The organism is Streptomyces sp. NBC_00234 (assembly GCF_036195325.1).
Lineage (GTDB): Bacteria > Actinomycetota > Actinomycetes > Streptomycetales > Streptomycetaceae > Streptomyces.
Genome location: NZ_CP108101.1, coordinates 6333034 through 6350366, shown reverse-complemented (window position 1 = coordinate 6350366; position 17333 = coordinate 6333034). Strand labels below are relative to the sequence as shown.

At 69.5% G+C, this 17333-nt stretch carries 12 protein-coding genes; 10 read left to right on the top strand and 2 right to left on the bottom strand.

The features are described from left to right. Positions 1-17: 17 nt before the first annotated feature. Positions 18-1091, bottom strand: a complete 1074-nt coding sequence (gene hemE, locus OG230_RS27895; protein WP_328906477.1) for a uroporphyrinogen decarboxylase — start codon at positions 1089-1091, stop codon at positions 18-20. A gap of 91 nt (positions 1092-1182) precedes the next feature. Between hemE and OG230_RS27890 the strand changes: the two genes are divergently transcribed. The 10 genes from OG230_RS27890 (at position 1183) to OG230_RS27845 (ending at position 15910) form a co-directional block, all read left to right on the top strand. Beyond that, the gene (locus OG230_RS27890) at positions 1183-1842 is read left to right on the top strand and encodes a DUF3000 domain-containing protein (protein WP_328906476.1); all 660 of its coding nucleotides are present in this window, start codon (positions 1183-1185) and stop codon (positions 1840-1842) included. A gap of 355 nt (positions 1843-2197) precedes the next feature. After that, on the top strand, positions 2198-2860 hold the full coding sequence (locus OG230_RS27885) for a helix-turn-helix transcriptional regulator (protein WP_033300087.1): 663 nt from the start codon (positions 2198-2200) through the stop codon (positions 2858-2860). Between the two features lie 119 nt (positions 2861-2979). Next, on the top strand, positions 2980-4254 hold the full coding sequence (locus OG230_RS27880) for a ribonuclease D (protein WP_328906475.1): 1275 nt from the start codon (positions 2980-2982) through the stop codon (positions 4252-4254). Positions 4255-4579: 325 nt separating this feature from the next. Then, the gene (locus OG230_RS27875; RefSeq protein ID WP_328906474.1) at positions 4580-5800 is read left to right on the top strand and encodes a thiolase family protein; all 1221 of its coding nucleotides are present in this window, start codon (positions 4580-4582) and stop codon (positions 5798-5800) included. Then, positions 5797-7926: a 3-hydroxyacyl-CoA dehydrogenase NAD-binding domain-containing protein gene (locus OG230_RS27870; protein WP_328906473.1), complete on the top strand. Its 2130-nt coding sequence runs from the start codon at positions 5797-5799 to the stop codon at positions 7924-7926. Before OG230_RS27875 ends, OG230_RS27870 begins: the two co-directional genes overlap by 4 nt. A gap of 304 nt (positions 7927-8230) precedes the next feature. Further along, entirely contained in the window at positions 8231-10045 is a 1815-nt protein-coding gene (locus tag OG230_RS27865; RefSeq protein WP_328906472.1) for a stealth family protein, read from the top strand. Positions 10046-10054: 9 nt separating this feature from the next. Further along, positions 10055-11182, top strand: a complete 1128-nt coding sequence (locus OG230_RS27860) for a DegT/DnrJ/EryC1/StrS family aminotransferase (protein WP_328906471.1) — start codon at positions 10055-10057, stop codon at positions 11180-11182. Continuing rightward, complete coding sequence (locus tag OG230_RS27855) at positions 11179-12201, top strand: Gfo/Idh/MocA family oxidoreductase (RefSeq protein ID WP_328906470.1); 1023 nt, start codon at positions 11179-11181, stop codon at positions 12199-12201. Before OG230_RS27860 ends, OG230_RS27855 begins: the two co-directional genes overlap by 4 nt. 92 nt (positions 12202-12293) lie before the next feature. Next, positions 12294-13931 (top strand): stealth family protein, encoded by a 1638-nt coding sequence (locus tag OG230_RS27850; RefSeq protein ID WP_328906469.1) that lies wholly within the window; start codon positions 12294-12296, stop codon positions 13929-13931. Further along, the gene (locus OG230_RS27845) at positions 13928-15910 is read left to right on the top strand and encodes a glycosyltransferase (protein WP_328906468.1); all 1983 of its coding nucleotides are present in this window, start codon (positions 13928-13930) and stop codon (positions 15908-15910) included. Before OG230_RS27850 ends, OG230_RS27845 begins: the two co-directional genes overlap by 4 nt. Before the next feature lie 69 nt (positions 15911-15979). On the opposite strand, the gene OG230_RS27840 is transcribed toward OG230_RS27845, so the two are convergent. Next, positions 15980-17017: a hypothetical protein gene (locus OG230_RS27840; RefSeq protein ID WP_328906467.1), complete on the bottom strand. Its 1038-nt coding sequence runs from the start codon at positions 17015-17017 to the stop codon at positions 15980-15982. Positions 17018-17333: the final 316 nt, after the last annotated feature.

Genomic DNA, 17333 nt, shown 5'->3' with positions numbered 1-17333 from the left:
GTACCCGCCCGGCCGCCTCAGCGCGCGGTCTGCGTGTGCACGTACTCCACGAGGCGGGTCAGCGCGTCCGGGTCCATCGACGGCATGACGCCGTGGCCCAGGTTGAAGATGTGGCCCTCCAGGCCGGCTGCCGCGTCGAGGACCTCGCGGGTCTTCTCCTCCACGGCCGGGGTCGGTGCGAACAGCACCGCCGGGTCGAGGTTGCCCTGGAGCGCCTTGCCGGGACCGACGCGGCGCGCGGCCTCGTCCATCGGGACCCGCCAGTCGACGCCGACGACGTCCGCGCCGGCCTCGCCCATCAGGCCGAGGAGTTCACCGGTGCCGACACCGAAGTGGATGCGCGGGACGCCGTACGGCGCGACGGCGTCGAAGACCTTCGCGGAGGCGGGCAGTACGGAGCGCCGGTAGTCGGCGGGGGCCAGCGCGCCCACCCAGGAGTCGAAGAGCTGGACCGCCGAGGCGCCCGCCTCGATCTGGACCTTCAGGAAGGCGCCGGTGATCTCCGCGAGACGGTCGAGCAGGTCGGCCCAGAGCTCCGGGTCGCCGTACATCATCGCCTTGGTGCGCTCGTGGTTGCGGGACGGGCCGCCCTCGACGAGGTAGCTCGCGAGAGTGAACGGCGCTCCGGCGAAACCGATGAGCGGAGTGGCCCCCAGCTCCGCGGTGAGCATGCCGATGGCCTCGGTGACGTACGGAACGTCCTCGGGCGTGAGGTCGCGCAGCCGGGCCAGATCGGCGCGGGTACGGATCGGCTCGGCGATGACCGGCCCGACGCCGGGCTTGATGTCGAGGTCGATGCCGATGGCCTTGAGCGGTACGACGATGTCGCTGAAGTAGATCGCCGCGTCGACCTTGTGGCGGCGCACGGGCTGCAGCGTGATCTCGGTGACCAGCTCCGGCATCATGCAGGAGTCGAGCATCGCGATGCCCTCGCGGACCTTCAGGTACTCGGGGAGTGAGCGCCCCGCCTGGCGCATGAACCAGACCGGGGTGTGCGGCACGGGCTCACGCCGGCACGCCTTGAGGAACGCCGACTCATGGGTGGCGGATGACTTCGTCTGCTGGCCCGACGGGCGATCGTTGGCACTCACGCCAAGAATCTTCGCACGAAGCCGTAAGGAGCTTGTGCCGCCCGGGTGTCCCTCCCTGCGCGAAGCTCCGGTTCCGCCTACTCTTCCCCGCATGGCTCCGGCTCAGGGACAATATTCCGATCATTCCGATGGCACTGGCAGCAAGGACAGTACGGAGGACACATCCGTCCCGCCCGCGTTCCGGTCGGCGGTCGACGCGTTGCGCTCGGCGCGGCTCCGCCCCGAACTCGAGGTGGAGCCGACGAGGCCGCCCCAGCGTCTCGCTCCGCACGCGTACGCGCTGGAGGCCGCGGTCGTCGACGGCGAGGACGATCTCGCCGACGGCCGTCTGGTACTCCTTCACGACCCGTCCGGGCACGATGCCTGGCAGGGCACCTTCCGGCTGGTGACGCTCGTCCGGGCCGAGCTGGAGCCGGAGATGGCGGCCGATCCGCTGCTGCCCGAGGTGTGCTGGTCCTGGCTGACGGGTGCGCTCGACGCGCGCGGCCTGTCGTACGGGGAGGCCGGCGGCACCGTCACGCGCGCCGGGTCGCACTACTTCGGTGCGCTCTCCTCGCGCCGTCCCGCGACCCAGATCGAGATCCGGGCCTCCTGGACGCCGCGCGAGGGGCGCGGCGGGGTGCCGGACGCGGCGGCGCACCTGGTGGCGTGGGGCGATCTGCTCTGCCAGATCGCCGGGCTGCCGCCGTCGGGTGTCTCCGACGCGGCGGTGGTGACGCTGCCCCAGCGGCGCGGGCCCCAGGTCTCGTAGCGGCGCGGGCCCCGGGCTTGATCACGATCACCCTGCGGGCCCGGGGTCGCACATCATGCGGGCCGAGGTTCCGCGACGACGCCGGTCCTCGGTTCCGCGATAACGGAGGTCCTCGGTTCCGCGACGACGCGGGGCCGAGATTTCGTCACGCTGCGTCACATTGATCGCACATTCACCGGCTCTCTTTTCGTACAATCGATCGCGCGTCCTATTTGCCCGAATTGTTACTCACCAAATCGTGATCTTCCTCTAAAGGAGGACGGGTCTGCTGCCGAAGAGGTCAATGACCCTTCAAGCACGGTTCGCCCCGGCTTCATCCCCGAGCCGGCCCGTCCGCCACTCCCCAGGAGGCCTGGTGTCCGTTCTCCTCGAGCAGCCCGCAAGCCTGGTCGCCTACCGCCCGAACAAGCCGACGGCCATGGTCGTCGTCGCCGATCCCCGTGTCCGCTCCACCGTCACCCGTCATCTGTGGGCACTCGGAGTTCGAGACGTCATCGAGGCGTCATCCATCGCGGAGGCCCGTCCCCGCGTCGGCAACCCGCGCGACATCTGCGTTGCCGACGTCCACCTGCCCGATGGTTCCGGGCTGACCCTGCTGTCCGAGACCCGAGCCGCGGGCTGGCCGAACGGCCTTGCCCTCTCCGCCGCCGACGACATCGGTGCCGTGCGCAACGCCCTCGCGGGCGGCGTGAAGGGCTACGTCGTCACCGGCACCCGTACGAACATCGGCCACCCCACCCGTCCCGGCGTCGCACCGATCGGCGCCAATGCTGCCCGTATGCACCGTCGGCCTCCCGGTTCCCCGAGCCACCCGGGCGGCTACCGCGAACTGTCAGGCCGCGAGGTGGAGGTGCTCCGCCTGGTCGCCGAAGGCCAGTCCAACAAGGCCATCGGCGTCTCGATGGGCCTCTCCGCCCTGACCGTCAAGTCCCATCTCGCCCGCATCGCCCGCAAGCTCGGCACCGGAGACCGCGCAGGAATGGTCGCCGTGGCCCTGCGGACGGGCATCATCCACTGACCGCCCATCCCCCGGCCGCCACGTGCACCGATGCGGCCCCGGCTGGAATACGTGCATCAGCGCCCGTCGACGGATCATTCCGTCGACGGGCGCTGTACATACACAGATACCCTTGACAGGTGACCGACGCCCAAGAGACCGCAGAAGACACTTCACTGCGAACCACCGGGGGCGCTCCCCCGGACGACGTCGCCCCGGCGCCGATCCCCTTGCTCGAACCGCGCGAGGGCATTCCCCCGGTGGTGGCGTCCGACGACGCCCTGGCCCAGGTGGTGTCCGCCTTCGGTGCGGGCACCGGCCCCGTGGCCGTCGACGCCGAGCGTGCCTCGGGGTACCGCTACGGGCAGCGTGCCTACCTCGTACAGCTGCGCCGCGAAGGCGCCGGCAGCGCGCTGATCGACCCGGTCGGCTGCCCCGACCTGTCGGATCTCGGCGCGGCCCTGTCCGGCAGCGAGTGGATTCTGCACGCCGCCACCCAGGACCTTCCCTGCCTGCGCGAAATAGGCATGATCCCCACCGGGCTCTTCGACACCGAGCTCGCCGGACGGCTCGCGGGCTTCCCGCGCGTCGGCCTGGGCGCCATGGTCGAGAACGTGCTGGGTTACGCGCTGGAGAAGGGGCACTCCGCCGTCGACTGGTCCACCCGCCCCCTTCCCGACCCCTGGCTGCGCTACGCCGCTCTCGACGTCGAGCTGCTGATCGACCTCCGCGACGCCCTGGAGGACGAGCTGGACCGGCAGGGCAAGCTGGAGTGGGCACAGGAGGAGTTCGAGGCGATCGCCTCGGCGCCGCCCGCTCCCCCGCGCAAGGACCCGTGGCGCCGTACGTCCGGCATGCACAAGGTGCGCCGCCGTCGCCAGATGGCGGTCGTACGGGAGCTGTGGACCACCCGCGACCAGGTCGCGCAGCGCCGTGACATCTCCCCCGGCAAGGTCCTCGGCGACGGCGCGATCGTGGAGGCCGCGCTGGCGCTCCCCCTCACCGTGCAGGCCCTGATGGCGCTGCCCGGCTTCGGTCACCGCATGGGCCGCCGCCAGCTGGAACAGTGGCAGGCGGCCGTCGACCGGGCGCGGGCGCTGCCGGAGTCGGAGCTCCCGCAGCCGGGCCAGCAGCTCGCGGGTCCGCCGCCGCCCCGTTCCTGGGCGGACAAGGACCCGGCCGCCGCGGCCCGCCTCTCGGCGGCCCGCACCGCCGTGTCGGAGCTCGCCGAGCGGCTGAACATGCCGCAGGAGAACCTGATCACGCCGGACACCGTGCGCCGGGTCTGCTGGGAGCCCCCGCAGAGCATGACGGCGTCCTCGCTGGAGGACACCCTCGCCGGTTACGGGGCCCGACGCTGGCAGATCGAGCAGGTCGCCCCGCTCCTGATGCGGGCCCTGAGCACCGGCGCCTGATCCCACCCACCCACCCCCTTGGACACCCGACACCCCCGGCCGACGGCCGGGGGTGTCCGCTGTTGCGGGCGGGTACGGGAACGCGCCGATCGCCCGTCGACGAGGAGCGAAATCACGCCAGGTTGACGGCGTCGCGCGACAGGGGGGCCGAGGCGACGGATGATCACTGCCCGTGACCGCCGGAAGCATCCCGGCGTGTGACCTTCGCCGCTCCCGTCGTGAGGGGTGGGCAGTCTGGTTACCCGCAAGTAGCATGAGGGAGGCGGCGCACTTTTCCGAGCGCGCCCCGCAGCAGTGCCATCCCGCACCCTGGAGGAGAGCCACCGTGCCTCGTACCATCCGGGACGTCGTCTTCGTCGACGGCGTCCGCACCCCGTTCGGCAAAGCGGGCCCGAAGGGCATCTACCACGAGACCCGCGCCGACGATCTCGTCGTGAAGGCCATCCGGGAGCTGCTGCGCCGCAACCCGGACCTGGACCCCGCCAAGATCGACGAGGTCGCCATCGCCGCGACCACCCAGATCGGCGACCAGGGCCTCACCCTCGGCCGCACCGCCGGAATCCTGGCCGGTCTGCCGCAGTCGGTTCCCGGTTACTCGATCGACCGCATGTGTGCGGGCGCCCTGACCGCCGTCACCTCGACGGCCGGTTCCATCGCCTTCGGCGCGTACGACGTCGTCGTCGCCGGTGGTGTCGAGCACATGGGCCGCCACCCGATGGGCGAGGGCGTGGACCCGAACCCGCGCTTCGTGTCGGAGAAGCTGGTCGACGAGTCCGCCCTGTTCATGGGCATGACCGCGGAGAACCTGCACGACCGGTACCCCACGATCACCAAGCAGCGCGCCGACGAGTACGCGGTGCGTTCGCAGGAGAAGGCCGCCAAGGCGTACGCCGACGGCAAGATCCAGCAGGACCTGGTGCCGGTCTCCGTGCGCCGCACCAACGCCGAGGCGGGCGAGACGGGCTGGGGCCTGGTCACCGCCGACGAGCCGATGCGTCCGGGCACCACGATGGAGTCCCTGGCCGGTCTGAAGACCCCGTTCCGCGCCCACGGCCGCGTGACGGCCGGTAACGCCGCAGGTCTCAACGACGGCGCCACCGCCTCGCTGCTCGCCGCCGAGGACGTCGCGCGCGAGCTGGGCCTCCCGGTCAAGATGCGCCTCGTCTCGTACGCCTTCGCGGGCGTCGAGCCGGAGGTCATGGGCTACGGCCCGATCCCGGCGACCGAGAAGGCCCTGTCCAAGGCGGGTCTCTCCATCTCCGACATCGGTCTCTTCGAGATCAACGAGGCGTTCGCCGTGCAGGTGCTCGCCTTCCTGGAGCACTACGGCATCGCCGACGACGACGCCCGCGTGAACCAGTACGGCGGCGCCATCGCCTACGGTCACCCGCTGGCCTCCTCCGGTGTGCGTCTGATGACTCAGCTGGCCCGCCAGTTCGAGGAGCAGCCCGAGGTCCGCTACGGCCTGACGACCATGTGCGTCGGCTTCGGCATGGGCGCGACGGTCGTCTGGGAGAACCCGAACTTCAACGGAGGCAACAAGTGAGCTCCACCACTGAGCTTCTGAAGGGTGCGGCCGAGCTGTTCCCCGGCGAGGTCGTCACCCAGGCGCACGTACGCCACCTGGACCTTCCGGCCGGTGCGGGCCGCTTCGCCCTCATCACGCTGGACAACGGCCTGGACCACACCAAGCCGACCACCTTCGGACCGCAGTCGCTGGCGAACCTGAACGCCGCCATCGACCAGGTCGAGAAGGAGGCCGCCGACGGCGCGATCACCGGCATCGGCCTCACCGGCAAGCCGTTCATCTTCGCGGTCGGCGCCGACCTCAAGGGCGTCGAGCTCCTGAAGGAGCACAAGGACGCGCTGGCCATCGGCAAGGGCGGCCACGACGTCTTCCGCCGTCTGTCCTCCCTCGCCGTCCCGACGTTCGCGTACTACAACGGCGCGGCGATGGGCGGCGGTGTCGAGGTCGGTCTGCACTGCTCGTACCGCACCGTCTCCAAGGCGCTCCCCGCCTTCTCGCTGCCCGAGGTCTTCCTCGGCCTGGTTCCCGGATGGGGCGGCTGCGCGCTGCTTCCCAACCTGATCGGCGCCGACCGCGCCGTGTCGGTGATCATCGAGAACTCGCTGAACCAGAACCGTCAGCTCAAGGGCAAGCAGGTCTTCGAGCTCGGGATCGCCGACGCGCTCTTCGACGGCGCGGACTTCCTGGAGCAGTCGCTGATCTGGACCGCGTCCGTGCTCAACGGCACGGTCACGGTGGAGCGCCCCGAGGTCGACCGCGGTGACGCCTGGGACCAGGCCGTCGCCCGCGGCCGGGCCATCGCCGACTCCAAGGTGCACGGTGCGGCCCCGGCCGCGTACCGCGCGCTGGACATCATCGCGGCGGCCAAGGACGGCGACCTGGGCGCCGGCTTCGACGCCGAGGACCAGGCCCTCGCGGACCTGATCATGGGCGGCGAGCTGCGCTCCGGCATCTACGCCTTCAACCTGGTCCAGAAGCGCGCCAAGCGCCCGGCCGGCGCTCCGGACAAGTCGCTGGCCCGTCCGGTCACCAAGGTCGGCGTGGTGGGCGCTGGCCTGATGGCCAGCCAGCTCGCCCTGCTCTTCCTGCGTCGCCTGGAGGTGCCGGTCGTCCTCACGGACATCGACCAGGCGCGGGTCGACAAGGGTGTGGGCTATGTCCACGCCGAGATCGAGAAGCTGCTCGGCAAGGGCCGCATCAACCAGGACAAGGCGAACCGCCTCAAGGGTCTGGTCTCCGGTGTGCTGGACAAGGCCGAGGGCTTCTCCGACGCCGACTTCATCATCGAGGCCGTCTTCGAGGAGATCGGCGTCAAGCAGCAGGTGTTCGCGGAGGTCGAGGCGGTCGCCCCGGCGCACGCGATCCTCGCCACGAACACCTCGTCCCTCTCGGTCACCGAGATGGCGTCGAAGCTGAAGAACCCCGAGCGGGTCGTCGGCTTCCACTTCTTCAACCCGGTCGCGATCCTGCCGCTGCTGGAGATCGTCCGCGGCGAGCAGACCGACGACGCCTCGCTGGCCACGGCCTTCGGTGTCGCGCGGAAGCTGAAGAAGACCGCGGTCCTGGTGAAGGACGCCCCGGCGTTCGTCGTCAACCGCATCCTGACCCGCTTCATGGGCGAGATCCAGAACGTCATCGACGAGGGCACCCCGGTCGCCGTCGCCGAGAAGGCCGTCGAGCCCCTCGGTCTGCCGATGTCCCCGCTGGTCCTCCTGGAGCTGGTCGGCCCGGCCATCGGCCTCCACGTCTCCGAGACCCTGAACCGCGCCTTCCCGGAGCGCTTCACGGTCTCCGAGAACCTGGCCGCGGTCGTGAAGGCCGGCAAGCGCGGCTTCTACGTCTACGACTCCGGCAAGCCGGAGCTGGACCCGGAGGTCGCCGCACTCCTGAAGCAGGGCGACACCGTCCTGACGGAGGAGCAGGCCCGTGACCGCGTCCTGGACGCGGTGGCGCAGGAGATCGGCCTGATGCTGGACGAGGGCGTCGTCGCCGAGGCCCAGGACATCGACCTCTGCCTGATCACCGGCGCGGGCTGGCCCTTCCACCTGGGCGGCATCACGCCGTACCTGGACCGGGCGGGCGTCTCGGAGCGCGTCAACGGCAAGAAGTTCCTGGCGGCGGGCGTGGCCAGCGTTCCCGCGTAACACCTGATCCACCTTCACAACAAGCACACAAGCGGAATCCCGGCGGACCGCACGAATCTTTCGTGCGGTCCGCCTTTGTGTTCAAAAAGGTCCGAATCGTAGCCGGATCGGAACTTATATTCGGCAGACCCGCCCTTAGTTTCTTGTTAATCTTCACCTCTACGTCACGCTTGCTTCACTCGGTCGCACGCACGGTGGACGCCCCACCCCCACACTCCGCCGAACCGAGCGGGCAAGCACGGCGCTGTTACGCGTACTGGTTGCTCGCCGAGAGGCCGAGCGGGGGGACAGAGGTAGACGAGCGATGGGCAATCCCGAAACGTCCACTTTGCTGCGCCTCTATCGGCGCGCGCTCCCTCACGCGGCGAGACAACGGCTCGTCAGGCTTCTCCCGGCCAACAGCCGCCTCCTCCTGCAGCACGGTCTCGCCGGCCTGGGCAGCGTCTGGCGCCTGGTACGCAAGCATGCGAGTCTGCGCCTGAACAAGCGCCTCCGCCGGGACGCACGGCGGCCGGGCGTGAAGCTCGTCTGGTACGGACGCAAACTCCGCACGGCCGAGATCACCGACGGCCTCACCCCGTCCGTCGCCAGGGCGACCAACCTGCTGCGCGTGTGCGACGTGCTGGAGCGGCACGGCATCCCGTACTTCTGCGTCCGCGGCAACTCCGTCACCATGACCGCCGTCGCGGTACCCGCGAGCGAGCGTGCCCGCGCCGAACGCGCCCTGAGGGTGAGCTCCTTCTCCGCCGACGCGCTCCTGGCGGGTGGCACGGAGGGGGGCCGCCCGGCCCACGCGGATCTGCGCGCATCGTGGTCGCAGCTCGACGGAGAAACGATCCTCCGTATCTGGTGGCTGCTCACCGACCCCAACGGCCGCTGGACGCTCGGCCCCAATCACGCCTGCGCCATCGAGTACTGGTCCGAGGACAACGGCCTGCTGATCGCACCGGTCCCCAATCTCACCGCGACCGCGGTGGTGGCCACCGAGCGCCCGGTGCAGGTGCCGGTCAGCCACTTCACAGGACCGATCAGCGGCGCCGTGGACACCGCGCCGCAGGTCCATACGCGCTCGGAATTCACGCTCTCCCTGCCGGACGAGGTCACCTTCCCCGTGGACGCCGTCTACACGTGGGTGGACGGGGCCGATCCCGAGTGGATCCGCCGCCGGGCGACCGCTCTCGGGAGGACCGACTACCACGAGCAGGCCGTGAGTGCGGCGCGCTTCACCAGCCGCGACGAACTGCGCTACTCACTGCGCTCGCTCCACCAGTTCGCCCCGTGGCTGCGGACGATCTACCTGGTCACCGACGGACAGGTACCGGCCTGGCTCAACAGCGCCCATCCGCGCATCAAGGTCGTCCACCACCGGGACATCTTCAGCGACGCGACGGCGCTGCCGACCTTCAACTCGCATGCCATCGAGAGCCAGCTGCATCACATCCCCGGACTCTCCGACCACTTTCTGTACTTCAACGACGACGTCTTTCTCGGACGCAGCGTCACCCCGGCGGAGTTCTTCCACGCCAACGGGCTGTCGAAGTACTTCCCGTCCAACGCGCTGGTTCCGATGACCCCTCCGTCACCACAGGATCCGCCCTCGGAGATCGCTGCGAAGAACAACCGTGTCGTCATCGCCGGCAGCTTCGACCGTGTGCTGACCAGGAAGATGAAGCACGTGCCGCACTCGTTGCGCCGCGACATCCTCCAGGAGATCGAGGAGCGCTACCCGGTCGAGCACCACCAGACGCAGCACTCGCATTTCCGGAGCCCGAACGACCTGTCGATCACCTCTTCTCTGCACCACTACTACGGGCAGCAGACGACCCGCTCGGTCACGGGCAAGATCCGCTACACCTACCTCGACCTGGCCGCGCCCAACACCGGACGGCACCTCAACCGGCTGCTCGCCCAGCGCGACTACCACACCTTCTGCATCAACGACACGGTCGACGACCCGGGGACGGCCGAGGCGCGTACCGCGATGCTCAAGACATTTCTGGAGAGCTACTTCCCCGTACCCAGCCCCTATGAGCATTCCGGACCGGTCACCCCGCAGCCGGCGGGCATCCAGGTGGATGCCGACCGGTCCCAGCAGCACCAAGTACCCCGACCTTTGTGAAGTGGAACGATGACTACTGACCAGCGCATGATCCGCGCAGCAGCTCCGGTGATCGGAGAGGACGAGATCGAAGCCGCGGTGCGCGTACTGCGCAGCGGCATGGTCGTCCAGGGCCCCGAAGTGGCAGCCTTCGAGGAGGAGTTCTCCTCCTTCGTCGACGGCAGGCACTGCGTCGCCGTCAACTCCGGCACCAGTGCTCTGCACCTGTCGCTGATGGCACTCGGCATCGGCCCCGGTGACGAAGTGATCGTTCCCTCCTTCACGTTCGCGGCAACGGCCAACGCCGTCCGCCTCGTCGGCGCCACGCCGGTCTTCGCGGACATCGAGCGCGACAGCTTCTGCCTCGACCCGTCGGCGGTCGCGGCTGCCATCACTCCGCGTACGGCCGCGGTCATGCCCGTTCACCTCTACGGGCACCCTGCCCCGATGGCCGCGCTCACCGAGCTGGCCGAGCGGCACGGCATCGCTGTCGTCGAAGACGCGGCCCAGGCCCATGCCGCCGCTCTGGGGGGTACCCCGGTGGGTGCCTTCGGCGCGGCGGCCTGCTTCAGCTTCTACCCGACCAAGAACATGCACAGCCTCGAGGGCGGCATGATCACCACGGGGGACGCCGGGACTGCCCGCACCCTGCGGCTGCTGCGCAACCAGGGTATGGAGCAGCGGTACGCCAACGAGACGGTCGGCTTCAACGTCCGCATGACCGATGTCGCCGCGGCGATCGGGCGGGTGCAGCTCCGCAGCCTGGACACGTGGACCGAGCGGCGCCGTGCCAACGCGGCGGCGCTCGACGCCGGCCTCCGCGGTGTCACCACCCCGCCGGTCGCCGAAGGCGCCAAGCACGTCTACCACCAGTACACGGTCCGGATCGGTGCGGACAGCGGCAAGGACCGTGACACCGTCTCCCGCGAGCTGCAGGAGAGGGGAATCGGCAACGCCGTCTACTACCCGACGCCGGTGCACCGCCTCAAGCCGTTCCAGACCGGTGAGAAGGTGCTGGGGTACGCCGTCGGAGACCTGCCGGAGACCGAGCGGGCCGCTGCCGAGGCGCTGTCCATCCCGGTGCACCCCATGCTCACACCGGAGGAGCTCGACCGTCTGACCGCCACCGTCAACGAGGTCGTGGGGGGCCGGGCATGAGTGAGCAGAAGCTGCTGCGGGCCGGGCTCATCGGCCTGGGCTCCATGGGCCGCAACCACGCCCGCGTCCTGCACGCACTCGAGGGTGTCGAACTGGTCGCGGTGGCCGACCCGGTGGCCGACGCGGACAGCGCCCCCGGCACGGTGCCCGTCGTCCGTTCGGTCGCGGAACTCGCCGACCAGGGGATCGACTACGCGGTCGTCGCCTGCCCCACCGCCCTGCACGAGGAAGTGGCGCTGGATCTGGCCGAGCGTGGCATCCACGCCCTGATCGAGAAGCCGATCGCACCCTCCGTACGGTCCGCGGAGATCATCACCAGCGCGTTCCGCGAGCGTGGGCTGGTGGCCGGAGTCGGCCACATCGAGCGGTTCAACCCCGCGTTGCGTGAACTCCGCACGCGCCTGGACCTCGGCGAACTCGGCGATGTGTACCAGGTGGTGACGCGCCGCCAGGGGCCGTTCCCTGCCCGGATCGCCGATGTCGGCGTGGTGTACGACCTGGCGACCCACGACATCGATCTGACCGCGTGGCTCACCAACAGCCGCTACGAGTCGGTCAGTTCGGCGACGGTCTCACGCAGCGGCCGGACCCATGAGGACATGGTGGCCTTCGTCGGCCACCTGTCGTCGGGCGCCGTCACCAGCCACCTCGTGAACTGGCTGTCCCCGCTGAAGGAACGCGTCACCATCGTGACGGGTGAGCACGGCTGCTTCGTGGCCGACACCCTCACCGCGGACCTCTGGTTCTACGCGAACGGCTCGCAGGCCACCGAGTGGGAGGGACTCCGGCAGTTCCGCGGTGTCTCCGAGGGAGACGTCACCCGGTACGCGATCGTCAAGCGCGAACCACTGCTCGTCGAGCACGAGACCTTCCGTGACGCCGTACTCGGCAAGGAGGCCGACATCGTCACCCTGGAGCAGGCGACCGGGACCGTCGCGGTGGCGGAAGCCGTACTCGAATCGGCGACGACCCGGACCGGGGTCCACCTGGCACCCGGGCTGCAGACGGCCGCCGTCTGACCCTGCTCGCGCCCGGGGGCCACTGTGCGGCCCCCGGGCCGCGCGGAGTCGTTCCAGCGTCTTGAGGACGCACTCATGTTCTGGAGTATTCGGTGATCCACCCGATCAATGCCACGATCGACCCGCCTCAGCGCTCGCTTCCACCGGGCCTGCACGAGATCCGTGTGGGCATGCACCGGCGCCTGGCGCACGTCCAGCCCGGCCTGACCCCGTTGGCGGTCCGCGCCCAACACCTGCAGTTGGTGTCCACCGCACTGACCCAGGCCGGCGTCGAGCACTTCGTGGTGCCCGGAACCGAGGACACGTCGTCCGCGATCGGGGTCCAGGACATCCACCGGGGCCGGGTCTCACAGACGCTGCGCTCGCTGTTCAACAGCAGCCCGGGGTACATCCAGCGCAAGGTGCCGGTCCAGCGCACCAGCGAGCTGCTGAACCTCGGATCGCGCGAGGCGTCCTGGCAGGGTCTGGAAACCGTCGATGTGCTGCGGGCCATCTGGTTCCAGGCCGACCCGTCGGGCAGCCTGGTGTACGGGGCGGAATTCGGCTGCGACATCGAGTTCTGGCGTGAGGAGGAGGGCCGTCTGCTGCCGCCCCGGATCAACCGGGGGGCGAGCTACCTCCCGGTACGGGGAGAGATGACCCTCGTATCACCGCACCGCTTCTCGCGGCTCGCGCCGCCGCAGGCCGAAGTGGCGTCCAAGCAGCGTCGCTGGGGACGCAAGGCGGAGCAGACGGGGCTGCCGACCCGTCAGGAGTTCGTCTGTACCGGCGCCGACGAGATCACCTTCCCCATCGACGTCGTGTACACGTGGGTGGACAGCGACGACCCGGCCTGGCAGCGGCGGCGGGCCGAGGCGTCCGGTGACGTGTTCCACGAGGAATCGGCCAGCGCCGGCCGCTACATCAACCGCGACGAGCTGCTCTACTCGATGCGCTCTCTGCACATGTACGCCCCCTGGGTGCGGCACATCTTCCTGGTCACCGACGACCAGGTCCCGCACTGGCTCAATGAGGCGGCCGAGGGCATCACCGTGGTCTCGCACCGGGAGATCTTCCGTGAGACGGACCGACTTCCCGTCTTCAACTCCCATGCGATCAGCGCCCAGTTGCACCGGGTGCCCGGTCTGGCGGAGCACTTCATCCACTTCAACGACGATGTGTTCGTCGGCAGACCGATCACCCCGCACGAGTTCTTCCTGCCCAACGGGGCCTCGAAGTACTACCCGGACAACGTCCGCATCCCGATGGGCCCCGTCCAGCCCGAGGACCTCCCGCACGAGGTTGCCCGCAAGAACGTCCGCGCACTGCTGGAGGGCCGGTTCGGCCGCACGATCATCGACGCGATGAAGCACACCCCGGTGCCGCTGCGGCGCAGCGTGCTGGAGGAAATGGAGCGGGAGTTCGCGGAGGTGTTCCGGGCCACCGCGGCGGCACGATTCCGCAGCCGGACCGATATCGACGTCGGCACGTGCATGTATCCGTACTACTCGTACTTCACGGGGCGCGGAGTTCCCGACAGCATTCCGTACGCGTATCTCCACCTCTCGATGGTGCAGCTCTCCAAAAAACTGGAACGGCTGCTCAAGCGTCGTGACGCCGCCGTCTTCTGTGTGAACGACTCCTTCACGACCGAGGACGACGTAGCCGATCAGGAAGCCTTGATCCATCCCTTCTTCGAGGCGTACTTTCCGCTTCCCAGCCCGTACGAGAAATCCGCGGCATCGCGATGAAGATCGAATTCCTCATTCAGAACGCCTATGCGGCGGACGGCTCCACCCGTGCCGTGCTCAATCTCGCCGCCGCGCTCGCCGACACGCACGACGTCCGGATCGTCTCCGTGTTCCGGTGGCTCGACCGAGCCGCCATCGCTCCCGCGCACGGGGTACGGGTGGTCTCGCTGCTCGATCTGCGGGAGGGCCGACGACCGGACAAGCAGGACATACGCAGACTCACGCCGTCACGGATCATTCCGCGCACACAGGAGATGTCCTGGCGTTACAGCCAGCTGACGGACGACAAGGTCGAGGAGTACCTGCTCGGCAGCCAGGCGCAGGTGGTGGTCGGCACGAGTCTCGAACTGGCCGCCTATGTGTCGCGCTGGGGCCGGCCGAGGGCACTGCGTCTGGGACAGCTGCACCAGTTGAGCACCGTGCTGTCCGCCCAGGAGCAGAGTCGCGCCTGGGCCGGGCTGGGCAGGCTGGACGCGGTCGTCGTGCCCAGCGCCGCCGAAGCCCTGGCCGTGACGGAGGCGGGTCTGCCGGGCGAGATCGCCGTGTACGCCCATCCCGACTGCGTGCCCCATCCCCGGGTGCGTCCGGCCGACGGGCACTCCAAGGTGGTGATGGCTGCCGGGAGGCTGGTTCCCGAGAAGCGTTTCGATCTGCTCATCCAGGCGTTCGCGCGGGTCGTCGGCCAACACCCCGACTGGAGCTTGCGGATCTTCGGGACCGGCCCCGAGTACGGTCAGCTGCGCGCACTGGTCGCCGAACTCGACCTGTACAACCACGTGTTCCTGATGATGGAGGAGCCACGGCTGGAGGCGCACTGGGCCGCCTCGGCCATCGCTGCCGGATCGTCGGACCGTGAATCCTTCGGCATCGCGCTGGCCGAGGCGATGCGCTGCGGACTGCCTGTCGTGTCCACCTCCTGCCCGGGAGGCCCTCAGGAGATCGTCCGCCACGAGGTCAACGGCCTGCTCACGCCGGTCGACGACATCGAGAGCTTCGCCGCCGCGCTGCTGCGGCTGATCGGTGACGCCCCCGAGCGTGCCGTGATGGGGCACCAGGCGATGGAGGATGCACGGGCCTACGGCCCGGAGGCGTCGGCCGGACGGTTCGAGAACGTCATCAGACTGGCCCGTCGCACTCGCCGGGAGAGCCGCCCCGCGGCAGAGGTCACGGTGTCCTGCGCGGTGAACGAGGACGGGCTGATCAGCCTGCGTCTGGAAGGTGTGCGCGGGGGCCGCAAGGACCTCGAACTGGTGCTGCGCAAACGCAAGGCGGCGCGGAACGAACGGCCCATCAGGCTTGCTCTTCTCCCCGCCGGGGGCCTTGACCCGCATCTGTACGAGGCGGTCATCCCGCCCGACCCGGGCGAGCTGACCGAAGGCCGTTGGGACGTCCATCTCGACTCGGGTGAGGGCAAGCCCGCGAAGGTCCGGCCCGGCATCCTCGACCTGCGCGGCTTCCGCCCGGTGGCCAGCGGGCCCGCGGGCACCGTCGTCCAGCTGCCCTACGCCTCGGAGAGCGGGCACCTCGTCCTGCGCACCTGGACGCGGGAGCGTCACGCTGAGGCCACGGAGGTCTGGGTCAACGACGGGGCGATCCATCTGCGGGGGCTGCTCTACGGCAGCGACTTCGGCGATGCCGAGCCCCTGCTGTTGATGCGCCGACGGGGTGTCGAGGAGTCGGGCTTCTGGCTTCCGGGCAGTTCCTCGGGCGGCGCCGACTTCTCGTTCGTCCTGCCGGCGGCCGATCTGGCCGAGCAGTTGGTCGGCCGCCACGAGCTGTGGGACCTGTGGGTGGGCCGTCGCTACGATCCGGTGGTGGCGCGGCTGGGCCGCTTCCTGACGGACGTGGTGGACGTGAAGAGCGTGTTCGCCTACCCCAACACCGTGGTGTCGAGCAGCGACGGTCCCCCGGTGATGGTGAAGCCCTACTACACGGCCGGTACCGAGCTGTCGATCCGCGTCTCCGAGAAGGGCGAGTAGCGGCGCCTCATGAAGACGACCCGGCTTCCGGACGGACGAGGGATCCGGACCTCGACAGCGGGCACCGGCTCACAGCCGGAGCCAGCCTTCCAGGGCCATTCCCTGCTGGTCGGAACGCTGTCTGGTGACCTTCATCCGGCCGTCCTGGCCGATCACGGCGACGACCAGCCGGCCCACCCGGTCCCGGGCGAGTGCCGGTACACCGTCACATGGTTCACGAGTGTCCGCCCACCAGGCTCCGGCGGATTCCATCTCCGTCGGATAGGCGGTGAGAGCGAGGGTTCCCGTCTCCTCGGCCTGGGCCAGCACGGTGCAGTCGTAGCCGTCGACGAGGCAACGGGTGAGGGCGAGGGGGCCGCGCCCCGAGCCGCCCTCCAGCGGCGTGGGCGTGCCGTCCGGGTCACCGGCCGACGGTACGCGGTAGGCCACTACCTGGCCGGATGCCTCGTCCCGCCAGAAGTGGGTGATCCGGTCCTCGTAGGACTCGGTGCCGGAAGCCGTCTCGGCGCGCGCGATGAAGACCAGGTTGGGGGCGCGGTCGAGCGCACTCCCCGGGGTCTGCTGTCGCCAGACGTAGACGCCCTTGTCGGCGGGTATGAAGAGCTCGATGCGGCCGGAGCCGGTGACGACGGCGGAAATTCCGTCGCGCACGCGCTTGCACGGCAGCGCCGTCCACTTGCCCCAGCCTCCCGAGGCGTCGCGTCTGCGGGTGGACACACCACGGTCGGCGTTGCGGACGAATACGTGGAGGGCGTCGCCGTCGACGACCGCGACCGGAGCGCCGATGGCCGCCGCCTTCACCGCGTCGTTGCCGTGCGGGTTGCCGATCGAGTGCCATCCGGTCATGGGACGGCCGGTCTGGTACTGCGAGGCGTACACGATCTCCAGCGGCGCCTGGGGGCCTGCCCCTCTGCGCCGAAGGCCGAAGAGGTCGACGAACCCTTCGCCACCGCGCGCGGGCGAGAGGTACGGGAGCACCCCGGGGTCGGGGAGCAGGAGTTCAGGTCCGGTCCATCCGCTGCGGTGCGCGGTGGATTCCGTCCATCGCACGACTCCCCCGGTCCTGGCGGCGGCGTACGCGGTGAGACGGCCGTCCGGGGCCGACATGAGCCACCCCGCCGTGCGGGGAGCCGCGGCGATTGCTTCCGGGACGAATGCGACGTCCTGGTCCGTTCCGGAAGAGATCCCCCCGGAAGGAGCTCCCGCACGCCTACGCCCAGTACGCAAACTCATCGTTTCCCGACCGTTCTCCACTGAATGCCTTCTCCGGTGCCGAACGGCGTTGGGCGGAGTCCCATGTGGCCTTGTTGAGTGACTAGTTTCGCCTTAACAGCAACAACTAGTGTCACAATAATACTTGATAGGGGTCGCTTTCCGGGTGATTCCTGTCGCACAATGCGACTTCGAGGCACGAATCATGCCC

Coding starts and splice junctions, on each gene's coding strand:
- OG230_RS27890 (WP_328906476.1), top strand. CDS start 1,183: ATGGCTCCGGCTCAGGGACAATATTCCGATCATTCCGATGGCACTGGC.
- OG230_RS27865 (WP_328906472.1), top strand. CDS start 8,231: ATGGGCAATCCCGAAACGTCCACTTTGCTGCGCCTCTATCGGCGCGCG.
- OG230_RS27860 (WP_328906471.1), top strand. CDS start 10,055: ATGACTACTGACCAGCGCATGATCCGCGCAGCAGCTCCGGTGATCGGA.
- OG230_RS27855 (WP_328906470.1), top strand. CDS start 11,179: ATGAGTGAGCAGAAGCTGCTGCGGGCCGGGCTCATCGGCCTGGGCTCC.
- OG230_RS27845 (WP_328906468.1), top strand. CDS start 13,928: ATGAAGATCGAATTCCTCATTCAGAACGCCTATGCGGCGGACGGCTCC.
- OG230_RS27840 (WP_328906467.1), bottom strand. CDS start 17,017: ATGTCGGCCCCGGACGGCCGTCTCACCGCGTACGCCGCCGCCAGGACC.